We start from the raw sequence: 13,919 nt of genomic DNA, 5'->3' as shown, positions 1-13,919 counted from the left end.
CTGGGGGCTTTATTTTATTGTCTCATTCAGTGTTGTTTCTTTCCGAGTCGCGCTTGGCCGAATTGGCAAAGATCAAATAAAGGACAGGCTTCACATTTAGGGTTGCGGGCGGTGCAATGATAGCGGCCAAAGAAAATCATGGTGTGGTGGGCCTTCACCCAAGTCTTTTTCGGTAATTTTTTCATTAATGTTTCTTCGACTTGTAATACGCTGGCGTCTTGTTTGCAAATATGCAGTCGTTTGGACACTCGCTCCACATGGGTGTCCACCGCAATTCCCGGCACCCCAAACGCATCTCCTAAAACCACATTGGCAGTCTTGCCACCAACACCGGGCAATGTCATCAACTGCTTTTTATCTCGAGGGACTTCCCCGTTAAAATCACTTAAGAGTTTGGCGGCACAAGCTTTGATATTTTTGGCTTTGTTACGGTATAATCCGATGGTTTTGATTTTAGCCATAATATCTTCTAAAGGTGCTTGGGCTAAAGCTTCTGGTGTCGGATAGGCCGCAAATAATGCGGGAGTTGCTTTATTTACCGAAACATCCGTAGCTTGAGCTGAAAGAATTACCGCGATTAATAAATGAAAAGGATTGTCCGCTACCAATTCGCCATGGGCTTCTGGATACATCTCGCCCATACGTTTGATCGCTTCTCGAGTCTTTTCTTTGTTTAACAACATGACTAGTCCTCCTTAAAGGGATTGTGCAAGGTGACCGGTGGCAAGGAAGCGTTTTGCCCTGTCTGAGGTTTATCCGCCGCCTTTTGCCGAATTTGCAATTTCCGACGAGCTTGTTCGTTGGCGACCTCTTCTTTATTCCGCAGATTTTTACTTTCCCAATTTAATAAAATCCGATCAATATAACTTAGATTCCGCGCTTGGTGAGTGACGGCTTCTTTTAAAGCTAGACGTATCAATTCCGGATCGTATTGGTCTTCGTTTAGCCAGCCTGCAATCCGTTCAAATTCCAACGGAGAAAGGGGTCGGCCAAATTCTTGCTCAAAGGTTTGGTATAAATTGCTAATTTTATCCGCAATTTTCTTGTCCGATTGACTTTGGGCTTTTTGTTCATACAGCTTGGCTAATTTATCAAAGAGCGGACTAAAATCATAGCTGTCCGTTTGTTTGCCTTGGGCGTCTTTTTGAGTGACCAGACGCAAATTGTTCTTCTCATCGGCTTGGGCTAAAAGCTGGAAAATTCTCGTTTGACTTACGCCCATGTTTTGAGCTACTTGGGCTAAATCAGGAAATTGCCCTCGCTCTTGGCAGCTAAAGAGTTGCAACCAAAAGACCAGCTCCTCTGCATCCATTCCCAGTTCATGATAATGCGCTAATAAGAGATTGGGCACGCTAACTTGCCCTGCTGCGATATAACGTTGATAAAACTCCATGTTGCTCCTTCTTTCTGGCAAAAAGAAGACAGAAGCTTCCACCTCTGTCTTACTGCGTAATTATTGGACTACTGCGATGACTTCAATTTCCACTAAGACATCTTTAGGCAAACGGGCCACTTCCACAGCCGAACGGGCGGGATACGGCTTTTTAAGGGCTGTGGCGTAGACTTCATTAAATGCCGCAAAATCATTCATATCTTTCAAAAAACAAGTGGTTTTAACTACTGCCTCAAAACTAACCCCGGCCTCTTGTAAAATTCCTTGAATATTTTGTAGCACTTGTTTTGTCTGCTCTCTAATCTCTTGACCCACCACTTCCCCGCTTATGGGATCTAAAGGCACTTGTCCTGAGGCAAAAAGCAGTCCGTTGACCACTTTTCCTTGGGCATAAGGGCCAATTGCCGCCGGTGCATTAGTCGTTTGAATGGTTTTCATGGCTAGCCTCCTCCAATTTTTGACAGTCTGGGCATAAACCGTAGACTTCTAGGCGATGTTTGTTGATTTTATAACCTGTTAAACGACTAGCCGCCATTTCCACGTCTTCTAATCCGGGGTAATAGAAATCCTGGATTTTGCCACAACGAACACAACTAGCGTGATAGTGAGGTTTTTGGGAAAAATCAAACCGACTGGCATCATCGCCAAATTTCAACTCGGTGACGATCCCTTTTTCGGTAAACAAACGTAGATTATTGTACACCGTCGCCACACTTACATCCGTCACTTTATCCGCCAATGCTTGATAAATCTCATCAGCTGTGGGATGGTCGTGGGTTTCGACTAAATAGCGAATAATTTCTTGACGTTGGCTGGTAATTCGTACGCCTTCATTTCGAAGCTTTTGAATCGTCTTGGCCACTGTCCCTTCTTCCATCTAGGATTACCCCTTTCGTTTTCTCTATCATACTAGAAGTTTCCGATAATTTCTAGCAGGAGTCTTAGTCACAAGAAAAAAGTCGCAACCAAAAACGGTTCCGACTTTTATAGCCTTGCTTTTTAGAAACTGTAAACTAGTCTTCAAATTGATACAAAGCTGTGGACAAGTATCGTTCCCCATTGTCTGGTACAATGGCTAAGACTTTTTTGCCAGCTCCTAGCTTTTTGGCAACTTCAATGGCAGCAGCAATCGCCGCACCTGCAGAAATCCCTACTAAGAAGCCTTCTTTTTCCCCTACTAAACGGGCAGTTGCAATGGCATCATCGCTTGTTACGGGCAGTGCTTCTTCATAGATTTTCGTATCCAAGGTATCTGGAATAAAGCCAGCCCCAATCCCTTGAATTTTATGAGGCCCCGGCTGTTTCCCTTCTAAAATAGCAGATTCTGCCGGTTCTACTCCATAAATTTTAATTTCCGGAAAAGCCCGTTTCAATGCCCGGCCAGCCCCGGTAATCGTGCCGCCGGTCCCAATGCCAGAAATAAAAGCGTCTAAACCAGTTTCTTTAAAGTCTTCAATGATTTCAGGGCCCGTCGTTTCTTCGTGAATTTGAGGATTGGCCATATTTTCAAACTGCAAAGGCAAGAACCAACCGTTTTCTTTGGCTAATTCTTCTGCTTTGGCAATGGCACCTTTCATCCCTTCAGAACCCGGCGTTAAAATCAATTTGGCACCGTAAGCCTGCATTAATTTACGGCGTTCGATACTCATGGTGTCTGGCATTACGATAACTACTGGATAGCCTTTTGCTGATCCAACCATGGCTAGCCCAATTCCTGTGTTACCAGACGTGGGTTCCACAATGGTATCTCCAGCTTTTAAGCGACCGTCTTTTTCCGCAGCTTCTATCATGGATAACGCAATCCGATCTTTTACGGAACTACCAGGATTGAAAAATTCCAGTTTCACATAGACTTCTGCCGCATCTTTCGGCACGATATTATTCAATTTTACTACTGGAGTCTTTCCGATTAACTCCATTGATGATGTGTAAATTGTCATTGCGGTACCCCCTGTTTAATCTGATTCTTCTTGCTTTTTTCATCATAACCAAATTTGCAATATTCTGCCAGTCAGAGGCCTTATCAAGCTTAAATTGCTAGACCAATTTGCAAAATAAAAATTGAGGTTAAAAAAAGCGAGCAGAAAATTCTGCCCGCTTTTAGAAAATCAGTCTTAAATCGCTAATTGTTGTCCCACCATAATCGTATCTCCGGACAATCCGTTATTGGCCATTAATTGATCTACGGAAATGCCATGGCTACTAGCAATGGTCCATAGCGAATCTCCAGCAACCACGGTATACGTGCCGCCAGTAGTTGTGCTAGTACTTGTACTTGTACTTGTTGTTGTCGTTACTTGAGTAGTGCTCGTAGTGGCAGTTTCTACCACAGTAGTTGCACCTGTATTCGGTGTATCGTATTGAGTTAAATTGTAAGTCGCAATCAAGTTGTTTAGTTTAGAGCCATAGGTTGGGTCTGTGGCATAACGCCCAGTTAGATAAGCGGTAGCATCTTGATAACTGTAAGTATTGCTTTTCCAAGCCCCACTGTAATGAGCAGTCCCATCAGCAAAGCTAGTCCCTTTTAAGACGTTCGCATGTTCCTGAATGGATTCCCAATAAGAGCCATAAGTTTCGAAAGGTTCATTCATGGTTACCCATTGACCATTTAAGTATTCTTGAGTAGCTAAGTAAACGGGATTGGAATCACTATAGCCTTTAACTCCGAATAAATTGTAATAAGGTGCTTGAGACAATGTGGAACCACCATTGCCACTTTCCAATAATGCTTGAGCAATCATCACTGATGCGTATAAGTCATTTGCTGCTGCAATTTGGCTAGCAGTGGAACCAATTTGATTAATCAAAGATTGAGCCGCATCAGGGGTTTGATAGCTGTATTCCGCAGCTTCTACTTGAGTGCCGGGAGTCAATACACTGGCCATAGGAGCAATTGCCAAGCCAGTTCCAACTAACGCTGCGCCTTTTACAAATTTGCGTCTTTTCGCCAATTGGGCATTGCGCCGTTTTTGTCCTCGGGTCTTACATTCTTCCATTAGGTGCCTCCTGTAAACTATTATCTGAATCAAAAAACATACATTATCCATCAACGTTTCTATTATACGGAAGCACTTTACCAAGAACAAGTATTAGCTCCTTTAATAAGTCAATTTTCTCCAAATTCTCATTCTTCAAGAAGCTATCGAGCGATTAAAAAACTTTAAAAAGCCCTCACAACTTTTCTGCGAGGGCTAAAGACTTTTTAAAGACTGTTAAAGGTGTTAACCACGTTTTCGGTAGTGAAACCAAATTCTTTCATAATGGTTCCTCCTGGAGCAGAGGCACCAAAGTGATCGATTGCGATCATCTTACCAGCATCTCCAATGTAGCGTTCCCAACCAAAGGAGGCTGCGGCTTCAATCCCTACCCGTTTTGTAACGGCTTTTGGTAGGACTGACTCTTTGTAGCTTGCACTTTGTTTTTCGAAAAGATCGAAACTTGGCATAGAAACTACGGAAACATCTTTGCCTTGTGCTAACAATGCTTTTTGTGCTTCTACGGCTAAAGCCACTTCAGAACCTGTGGCAATTAGGATTCCTGCTGGTGCGTCACCTTGTTGTGGAGATAAGACGTAGCCACCTTTAGGCAAGTTTTCATCGGCTTCAGTTGCGGTATTTGGCAAGACCGGCAAGTTTTGACGACTTAAAACCAAGACCGTTGGCGCGTTTTTGGTCGTCATAGCTACTTTCCAGGCAGCCCGAGTTTCGTTACCATCTGCGGGACGAATCACTTGAACTCCCGGCATGCAACGTAGACTAGCCAATTGCTCCACTGGTTCGTGAGTAGGACCATCTTCCCCTACTGCTACGGAATCATGGGTCAAAACATAAACCACTGGTACTTGTTGAATCGCTGCTAAACGGACAGCTGGACGCAAGTAATCGGTAAAGACAAAGAATGTCCCGCCGTAAACTCGTGTACCGCCATGAAGCTGAATCCCATTCATAGCAGCTGCCATCGCAAATTCCCGTACACCAAACCAGATATTACGACCAGCGTAGTTCCCAGGTTCAAAGTTTGATTCGGCAGCAACCATCGTATTATTGGAAGAAGACAAATCAGCTGAACCGCCCCAGAAGCTAGCTACTTTTTCAGAAATTGCTTGAATCATGTCTTTACTGGAAACGCGGCTAGCTTGACTTGATCCTTCTTCATAAACAGGTAATTCATCAGACCAGCCTTTTGGCAATTTATCTGCAAAGGCTGCTTTAAATTCTTCGGCTAGTTCTGGATATTCTAAACTATAACGTTCAAACATGCCTTCCCATTTCGCTTCGGCAGCCGCGCCTCGGTCCATAATGCTTTCTTTAAAACGAGCAGCTGCTTCTTCAGGAACAGTGAATTCTGGATAATCCCAACCATACGCTTTTTTCGCGGCGTCTAAACCTTCTTTACCTAATGGAGCACCGTGAACTTGGTTTGTGCCTTCATTTGGTGCACCAAAACCGATAACGGTTTTTACTTCGATGATGGTTGGTTTTTCCGTTTCTGCTTGGGCTTCTTCAATGGCTTTGGCGATAGCTTCTAAATCATTGCCATCTTTGACTAAAAGATGTTGCCAGCCATATGCTTCAAAGCGTTGGCCTACATTTTCTGTAAAGGCCATAGAAGTTGGACCGTCTAATGAAATATCATTTGAATCGTATAAGACGACTAACTTACCTAATTTCATGTGACCCGCCATGGAACAAGCTTCTTGAGAAACGCCTTCCATCAAGTCACCATCGCCACATAATGCGTAAGTATAATGATCCATCACTGGAAAATCAGGACGATTGTATTTAGCTGCCAAGTGGGCTTCAGACATTGCCATCCCTACAGCCATTGCAATTCCTTGACCTAAAGGACCCGTAGTAGCTTCTACTCCATCAGTGTGATTCACTTCAGGGTGTCCTGGTGTCAAACTGTTCCATTGACGGAAGTTTTTCAAATCTTCAATGGATACTTGGTAACCTGCACAATGCAACAAGCTGTAAAGCAATGCGGAACCATGTCCTGCTGACAAGACAAAACGATCCCGATCGGCCCAGTTCCGTGAAGTCAACGGATTGATTTTTAAATAGCGGGTCCACAAGGTATAAGCCATTGGCGCAGCCCCCATTGGCAAGCCGGGATGGCCTGAATTAGCTTTTTGAACCGCTTCAATACTCAAAGTACGCAGGGTATTAACCCCTAGTTGGTCTACTTTATCAAACAAATAAATTCCCTCCTAGTTCCTTTTAGGTATATTATACCTTTATTTTTTCCAAAATACAAGGCTTTCAAAAAATACAAATCGTCCCTTATTCTCGGCCATGTAATCCTTTTTCTTTTTGAATTTGTTTCAATTTTTCTGGGGTTACATCGTTGCCCTCGGGATCTACCACTTTCATGCCTTCGATATGATGACGCATGCCGGAACGAAAGGCTTCTAAATATTCTTGACGCAACTGAATTTGTTCTTTTTCTTCGGCTGCTGTTAATGTGCCCGCTTTTTTCTTTTTACTCAACTCATTGATTCGAGCAAGTTTTTCTTTTGATAACATCTTTGTCCCTCCCTTGTTGGCAATTCTTCTCTATCATAAACCAAAGCTCATAAAAATTACAGTGGAAAATGAGGAAGAAATTAGGTAAATTCAACTCTTTATTAACCAGACGAACATTTGTTTGATTTCAAAAAAAAGCTATGGTACACTGAGACTAGCTAAGGAAAGTAGGTGCAGTGATGGCGAAAAGAACCGATACCCGCCAAGAAGATATCTTGCGCTTTATCCATGAACAAGTTGAAGCAAAAGGCTATCCCCCTACCGTTCGGGAGATTGGGGAAGCCGTAAATCTCTCTTCTACTTCCACGGTTCATGGACATTTGTCGCGTTTAGAAAAAAAGGGACTCTTACAACGAGATCCCACCAAGCCACGGGCCATTGAGTTAACGGCTGCTGGGCTAGAAAAAATTGGCATCCAAGCCGAAACAATTCCCATGTTAGGAGTAGTAACTGCTGGCGAACCCATTCTCGCCGTAGAAGAGGCTTCCGACTTTTTCCCAATTCCCCCAAATTTATCCAATGACATCGGCAGTCTCTTTATGCTGACCATTCGTGGGGAAAGTATGATTAACATCGGGATTTTAGATGGTGATAATGTGATTGTACGCCAACAGCGGGATGCGCAAAATGGCGATGTAGTCATTGCCATGACCGATGAAAACGAAGCAACCTGTAAACGATTCTTCCGAGAAAAAGATCACATTCGCTTGCAACCGGAAAATGATTATATGGAACCCATCATCCTACCTGACGTGACGATTTTAGGCCATGTCGTTGGTTTGTATCGTGATCATGTGAATTAAACCTCCCAAACGACTCTTTTTAGTAGAAAGAGTCGTCTTTTTTGTTCTGGGATAAAATAGAGGCTCACTTATAAATTTTCTTACTTATTCCTACTCTTCTTCTGATTCGGATTTCATTACAGTTTTAAAGGTAATTCTCAAAAAAATTTGGGGAATTGCCTTTTTTCACTTTACAAAACGAACATCCATTCGTATAATAAGAATACAAACATTTGTTCGTATAACTTAATGAGGTGAAGAAAATGAATGGAATTCGAAATGTTGCATTGGTTGGCTTGGGTTTAGTGATTAGTATGGTGATTACCCATTTTGGTATTGAGTTAGCTGCTTTGATTTTTCTCCCATTGTTTTTCTTGTGGTTTACCTTATGGGATGATAAAAAAGCGCGCCAAGCTGCTCGGCGCTACCAACAAAAAGAACATTACCAACAACAGACCAATTAACTGATTGTAAGAACGGCTGAACGAACTCGTTTCGCCAAACATAGTAAGGTTAAGATATAAAAAACAGGCTGTGACAATAGTTGGGTCACCGTCCTACGAACCGAACAATACCAAACGTGAGACGCAAGCAAAAGAAGGGTATCTTCCATTAAAAATCATCGGAAGATACCCTTCTTTTCATTGCTAAAAATCTTAAACGCTGCCTAACCTTGATTTCATCAAGCTAAGGCAGCGTAATTCGCTTTTTTTCTTTTCACGTATGGTAATGTTCTCTCTTCGGACTAAGACACAAAAATTATCACGATTTTTTATCATCCGAATCTTTTTTATCAATAAAAATTAAATGTTCGTTGTTTATCATTTAGGGAATACTTATGTCACGGTCCCTTTTTGTTTCCTACTTAATAATCCATCAAAGTCAAGATATCGTAGTCTTTAATTTTTTCCCGACCTTTTAATTCATCCAGTTCAATTAGAAACGCACAGCCGACTACTACACCACCGAGTTTTTCGATTAATTCAATGGTTGCTTTCACAGTCCCACCAGTAGCCAAAAGATCATCACACACCAAGACCCGTTGTCCTGGTTTGATGGCATCAGCATGAAGTGTCAATGTATCAGTGCCGTATTCTAAATCGTAGCTGACCGAAATGGTCTCACGAGGGAGTTTCCCTGGTTTACGGACAGGAGCAAAGCCAACCCCTAGTTCAAAGGCCACCGGACAGCCTACGATAAACCCACGGGCTTCAGGTCCTACCACCATATCGATGGCTTTTTCTTTGGCGTAGTCTACGATTTGTTTGGTAGCTTCTCGATAGGCTTCACCATCGGCCATTAAAGGGGAGATATCCCGGAAAATAATGCCGGGTTTTGGATAATCAGGAATGCTGGCTACATAATCTTTTAAGTTCATGGTTTTCCTCCTTGGAACCAACTACTCACTAGGCGCTAAGCCAAGCTTTCATCTTGGCCAAATCACTTAGCAGTAAAAATTCTTCGCTTTTTATTTTTTTTAATCGCTTTTGATAAACCTGGCTTTCTTCCAGATTTTTCTTTTGAGATACAGTTGCTTTTTGCAAAACGCCGTCCTCTATTGTAACAAATTCCAAGTCAAAAAACACCTGAATCATAAAAATTAATAAATTTTGAGGAATTTTCAAAAACTGGGCAATCTCAGGTAATTTATAGCGCACGTCTAATTTCTCCTGGCCATTGATCAGTTTAAAGAGCCGGGCGTATTGTTCTCTTGTCCCCATGCCGTCTAAATAGGCCTCGTCTTTGGCTTCTAAAATCAATAAAATCCGCTGCAACCCGCTGACTTGCACCACGGTTTTGACTTTTTCTGGATCTTCTGGACAATCTAAAAACGCCACTTCTTGATAATTTCCTGCTTGTAAGACGGCAGTTAATTGCTCGGTATTTTCATAGGTCACCACAGGTTGTTTTTTGGCTTTCACTGGCCCAAAGGCTAAAAGCAAAGTATCACTTTTAGGCGTAAAATGTCGCCGTTTGTTTTGTCCTCGCAGATCAAAAACTTGCAGACCTTCTACGGCAAAATCTAGTAGCTGTAGCTGAGGCTTTTTCAAGCCATTCCATTCATTAATGGTTAGCTGGCCCACTAGTGTAAAAGGATCACCGGTGAATTCAGTGATTTCACTACCAAAAGAAAAACCAATGACATCTAAAGTGGCTGGATTGCTTTTTTGGGCAATCGATAGTTTTAAATGCTGTTGTTCAGCTCCTAATTGGCGCAAAACCGGGGTCTGATCGCCTTTTATTGCAAAAACTGGAGCTTTATTATCTGTACCAAAAGGCGCCAAGTGACTCAACTGCTCGACTAATTCCAAAGTCACTTGCTCTGGAGTCAGCACCTCATCGATGGCCAGTGGTTCTCCTGTCGTGACATCAATTTCAGAAGCGTGGAGTTTAGCAGTTAAAACTGCTTGTAAGTCTGTTAACTCACTGGCAGGCACACTTAGACCTACTGCCATATGGTGACCACCAAAACTTACAAAGCGTTCTTTTTCTTCACTTAACAAAGAAAAGAGATTTACCGCAGTGATACTACGACCAGATCCTTTGGCAATGCCATCGTCTTTAATGGTCAAAACAAGACTGGGTTTACCGGTAAGTTGTACTAAGCGCCCGGCCACAATCCCCAAGACCCCTTCATGCCAATTCGGTGCTGCCACCACATTGATCAAACGATTAGGATCAATCATACTTTCTGCTTCTTTGGTGATTTTTGTCACCAAAGCTTTTCGTTCTTCATTGATTTGATTCAATTCTTGGGCGAGACTTCGGGCTTCTTCTTCATCAAACGTTGTCAACAAGGTCACCGCCGGATTCGGGTCTTTTAAACGGCCAATCGCATTTAACCGAGGACTGATGGAAAAGCCAATCATCGTCTCATCTACTTGAGCCAGTTTGGCATCGGCTGCTTTAAAGAGTTCGATTAAGCCTAAACGTTCGGTTTGCTTCATCAGTTGTAAGCCAATGGTTACCAAGGCCCGGTTTTCTCCTGTTAAGGAAACCAAATCGGCAATGGTCCCAATGGCTACCAAATCTAAAAACTCTAAGGGAACTTCATCCAATAATGCGCAAGCCACTTTAAAGGCCACCCCTACACCGGCCAAATCACCAAAAGGATATTGCCCTTGAGGATGGCGAGGGTGAATAATCCCGTATGCGTCAGGTAAGGTCTCTGGCAGTTCGTGATGATCAGTGACTAAGACATCCACCCCACGACTATTGGCATAGTCAATCGCCTCGTGACCGGAAACCCCATTATCCACGGTGACAATTAACTGGATGCCGCTGTCAATAAAATACTGGTAAACACTTTGATTAGGGCCATAGCCGTCGGTAAAACGGTTAGGCAAATAGACTTCTACATCACCGCCGATTAACTCGATGGCTTCTTTCATAACCGTAGCACTGGTGATACCGTCTGCATCATAATCCCCGTAAACTAAAATTTTCTCCCCAGCAGCTACTGCTTGCTGAATGCGAGATACGACTGTGTCCATATCCTGCATTAAAAATGGATTGTGAAAATCCGTTAACTGGGGGTCTAAAAAACGCCGCAGTTCATCTTTACTCCGTATATTGCGTTGCCACAATAATTTGGCAATATGCTCAGGCAAGTTGCGCTCGTTGATTTCTTCTTGAAATTCAGCGCTTACTTCCTGAGGTTCCGGATATTGCCATTGATATTTTCCGTTACGCACATGATCACTCCCAACTGTATGATTATAGCAAAGGCTAGCTGTGGTGAAAAGAAGGAGCGCTTTTCTTTAAGGTTTAAAAATGTTGCTGACGTTTGAGATCTGGTGTTGCCACTGTAATCCCGTCATCTTACACACCAGAAAAAGCTTTTCTCCGCCATAAAAAAGACCACTCCCTAAAGAGCAGTCACTGTTCATCTTTTGAAATACTAGTTTCAGATGGGGTTGTTTCCGGGATTTGTTGCACTGCCTCTAAGTCGGCAACTTGGTGCTCTAACGTTTTTAGTCGGCGTTTTTGTTGCCACATAACGTTGGTTGCGACTAATGTAGCAATCACTGCTCCGATAAAAGCTGAACCGATGACCACCAAAATCAGCGGTGCCGAGACTTGGGCGAAGAGAAAATTCACCGCCACGGCTTGGCTGTTAAATGCCGCAAACAAACCCACCACAAAAATTAAGACAAAAACCAACAATAAACGACCATTTCTTTTCATGATTACTTCCTCATTTCTTATTAAAGATGCCGCCAGCTAAAAAATCCCCCACAGCTGGAAATAAACTATAAAAGCGGGCTGCCACTTCCATATAACCGGGACGATTAATCTCTCGCACAGGATGAGACATGCTTTTCACAATTGTTTTGGCCAATTTTTCAGGATCAATCACATGATTGCCTAAAGCCTTTAAATAATTTCCAGAAGGATCAGCTTTGTCAAAAAACTCCGTCGCAATCGGTCCTGGGTTCACCGTAGTGACGTTAATATTGGCTGGTTTTAATTCCAGACGCAGCGCATTGGAAAAGCCTAACACCGCAAATTTCGTAGCAGAATAGACAGTAGATTTCGGTGACGCCATTTTTCCTGCCATGGAAGCAATGTTAATAATGTGACCATAACGTTTGTCTTCGAGCATTTGAATGGCAATCTGCTGGGTTAAGACCATCATCCCTAGCACGTTAACTTCAAACATGCGGTAAAAATCGGCGGAATCAAAGTCCACAAAATTTTCAAAAATACCAAAGCCGGCATTGTTGACTAAAATATCTACAGCACCTACTTCGTTTTTGATTTTTTCCATCAATGCGCTAATGCTGGTAGGATCGGCAACATCCAATTGAAAAGCATAGGCAGCCTTGCCGCTTAATGCTTCACAACGTTCTTTGACTTGACCGATTAAATTAATTCGGCGGGCACAAGTGATCACAATGGCACCTTTTTTGGCAGCAGCATAACAAATCTCTGCTCCTAATCCTGCAGAGCCCCCGGTGACTAAAACGACTTTATTCTCTAATTCCATCTGTCTCATCCTTTCTGCTAAAAGGCACGTCAATCACATCAAAATCTCGTACAATACGGGTGTTGGCAAAGACGCTGCGGGCTTCTTTTTCCAACTCAGCCACATCTTTGGCTAAATAACGAGCGCTGATGTGGGTCAATAAAAGTTGTTTGACATGAGCTTTTTGGGCCACTTGGGCAGCTTGGGCCGTGGTGGAATGATAATAAGACTTGGCCATTTGACTTTCGTCTTGTTTAAAGGTACTTTCATGAACCAAAATATCCGCATTTTGCCCTAACTCAATAGCGCTTGGGGTATAACGAGTATCCCCTAAAATCGTCACAATCCGGCCAGTTTGCCGTTGCCCTACAAAATCTTTGCCACAAATTTGCGATCCATCCGGTAAGGTAACGTTCTCTCCTCGTTTTAGCTGACCAAAAATTGGTCCCGGTTTAATCCCTAACGCAAGCAGCTTGTCTACTTGTAATTCGCCTTCATGGTCTGCTTCTTCCACCCGGTAGCCATAACTGTCAATTCCGTGGTCTAGCTTGTCGCAGATTACCGTAAATTGCTGGTCTTGAAAGATCACTCCTGGTGCTACTTCGATAAACTTCAATGGATAAGCCAGTCGGGTTTGACTGACCCGTAAAGCGGTGAGTACAAAATCTTTCACCCCTTTTGGTCCGTAAATTTCCATGGGCTCAACGCCTCCTTGAAAACTACGGCTGGACAATAATCCCGGCAGGCCAAAGATATGATCACCATGTAAATGCGTGATAAAAATTTTTTCAATTTTCCGGGGACGAATCGTGGTGCGCAAAATCTGCATTTGCGTCCCTTCTCCACAGTCAAATAACCAAATCCCATTCCGCTCGGCTAACAGTTTCAAGGCAATCCCGGTAACATTGCGATGTTTGGCCGGCACTCCCGCACCTGTTCCTAAAAATTCAATTTCCATATTTATGACGATCCTTTTCTATTAAACTATCCTTCAGTATAGCATTTTTCTGGCGGGATTGCCGAAAATTTCCTTGCGTCTAAAAAGTCCGGTAGACGTATTGATTTTTCGGAGTGGCAATGGACTTAACGCTTGCCACTTTCACCATGGGCAAATTCCGCTTAAAGGGGGCATAAAACTCTGAAGTAATCTCCCCTGTAACTTGTAGCCACTGGTCATTTTTGACTTTCGTTGCTTCCGGCAAAGTGATTCGCAAGCCAAAGACGCCAGAATCCGCCACACAGTGAATAAT

Annotated in this window: 15 protein-coding genes and 1 pseudogene; 2 read left to right on the top strand and 14 right to left on the bottom strand. The window is 43.0% G+C overall.

The window, feature by feature from the left end:
• Window positions 1-26 precede the first annotated feature (26 nt).
• The 8 genes from nth to AB5754_RS06365 all read right to left on the bottom strand — a co-directional run bounded on the left by nth (window position 27) and on the right by AB5754_RS06365 (window position 6,918).
• Window positions 27-680, bottom strand: a complete 654-nt coding sequence (gene nth / locus AB5754_RS06400; RefSeq protein WP_368252282.1) for an endonuclease III — start codon at window positions 678-680, stop codon at window positions 27-29.
• A 5-nt stretch (window positions 681-685) separates the two neighbouring features.
• Window positions 686-1,393, bottom strand: coding sequence for a DnaD domain protein (locus AB5754_RS06395; protein ID WP_368252278.1), 708 nt, complete (start codon window positions 1,391-1,393; stop codon window positions 686-688).
• Window positions 1,394-1,453: 60 nt separating this feature from the next.
• Window positions 1,454-1,831: a RidA family protein gene (locus tag AB5754_RS06390; protein ID WP_368252277.1), complete on the bottom strand. Its 378-nt coding sequence runs from the start codon at window positions 1,829-1,831 to the stop codon at window positions 1,454-1,456.
• A complete protein-coding gene (locus tag AB5754_RS06385) occupies window positions 1,809-2,270 on the bottom strand; it encodes a Fur family transcriptional regulator (RefSeq protein ID WP_311834475.1) in 462 nt (153 codons plus the stop codon). Before AB5754_RS06385 ends, AB5754_RS06390 begins: the two co-directional genes overlap by 23 nt.
• A 136-nt stretch (window positions 2,271-2,406) precedes the next feature.
• Window positions 2,407-3,333 carry a cysteine synthase A gene (cysK, locus tag AB5754_RS06380; RefSeq protein ID WP_368252276.1) on the bottom strand — a complete coding sequence of 309 codons (927 nt, stop codon included), beginning with the start codon at window positions 3,331-3,333 and terminating at the stop codon, window positions 2,407-2,409.
• A 174-nt stretch (window positions 3,334-3,507) separates the two neighbouring features.
• Window positions 3,508-4,389 carry a glucosaminidase domain-containing protein gene (locus tag AB5754_RS06375; protein WP_368252275.1) on the bottom strand — a complete coding sequence of 294 codons (882 nt, stop codon included), beginning with the start codon at window positions 4,387-4,389 and terminating at the stop codon, window positions 3,508-3,510.
• A 206-nt stretch (window positions 4,390-4,595) separates the two neighbouring features.
• Entirely contained in the window at window positions 4,596-6,590 is a 1,995-nt protein-coding gene (gene tkt / locus AB5754_RS06370) for a transketolase (protein ID WP_368252274.1), read from the bottom strand.
• 85 nt (window positions 6,591-6,675) lie between these two features.
• A complete protein-coding gene (locus tag AB5754_RS06365) occupies window positions 6,676-6,918 on the bottom strand; it encodes a DUF896 family protein (protein ID WP_311834471.1) in 243 nt (80 codons plus the stop codon).
• Window positions 6,919-7,097: 179 nt separating this feature from the next.
• On the opposite strand from AB5754_RS06365, the gene lexA reads away from it, so the two are divergent.
• Window positions 7,098-7,721, top strand: coding sequence for a transcriptional repressor LexA (gene lexA / locus AB5754_RS06360; RefSeq protein ID WP_311834470.1), 624 nt, complete (start codon window positions 7,098-7,100; stop codon window positions 7,719-7,721).
• A 242-nt stretch (window positions 7,722-7,963) separates the two neighbouring features.
• On the top strand, window positions 7,964-8,164 hold the full coding sequence (locus AB5754_RS06355; protein WP_311834469.1) for a hypothetical protein: 201 nt from the start codon (window positions 7,964-7,966) through the stop codon (window positions 8,162-8,164).
• A gap of 401 nt (window positions 8,165-8,565) precedes the next feature.
• On the opposite strand, the gene AB5754_RS06350 is transcribed toward AB5754_RS06355, so the two are convergent.
• The 6 genes and pseudogenes from AB5754_RS06350 to AB5754_RS06325 form a co-directional block, all read right to left on the bottom strand.
• Entirely contained in the window at window positions 8,566-9,078 is a 513-nt protein-coding gene (locus AB5754_RS06350; RefSeq protein WP_311834468.1) for an adenine phosphoribosyltransferase, read from the bottom strand.
• A gap of 28 nt (window positions 9,079-9,106) precedes the next feature.
• On the bottom strand, window positions 9,107-11,395 hold the full coding sequence (gene recJ, locus AB5754_RS06345; protein WP_368252453.1) for a single-stranded-DNA-specific exonuclease RecJ: 2,289 nt from the start codon (window positions 11,393-11,395) through the stop codon (window positions 9,107-9,109).
• A gap of 184 nt (window positions 11,396-11,579) precedes the next feature.
• The gene (locus AB5754_RS06340) at window positions 11,580-11,888 is read right to left on the bottom strand and encodes a LapA family protein (protein WP_311834466.1); all 309 of its coding nucleotides are present in this window, start codon (window positions 11,886-11,888) and stop codon (window positions 11,580-11,582) included.
• 10 nt (window positions 11,889-11,898) lie between these two features.
• Window positions 11,899-12,690 carry an SDR family NAD(P)-dependent oxidoreductase gene (locus tag AB5754_RS06335; RefSeq protein ID WP_368252454.1) on the bottom strand — a complete coding sequence of 264 codons (792 nt, stop codon included), beginning with the start codon at window positions 12,688-12,690 and terminating at the stop codon, window positions 11,899-11,901.
• Window positions 12,674-13,627, bottom strand: a complete 954-nt coding sequence (gene rnz, locus AB5754_RS06330; protein WP_311834464.1) for a ribonuclease Z — start codon at window positions 13,625-13,627, stop codon at window positions 12,674-12,676. Before rnz ends, AB5754_RS06335 begins: the two co-directional genes overlap by 17 nt.
• Window positions 13,628-13,706: 79 nt before the next feature.
• Window positions 13,707-13,919 (bottom strand): annotated as a pseudogene (locus tag AB5754_RS06325) (TIGR03943 family protein); the annotation flags it as partial.

It is taken from the genome of Enterococcus sp. 2201sp1_2201st1_C11_2201SCRN_220225, from assembly GCF_040925905.1.
Classification (GTDB): Bacteria; Bacillota; Bacilli; order Lactobacillales; family Enterococcaceae; genus Enterococcus_C; species Enterococcus_C asini_A.
The sequence above is the reverse complement of the archived record's forward strand: the minus strand, read 5'-3'. Positions and strand labels throughout refer to the sequence as shown.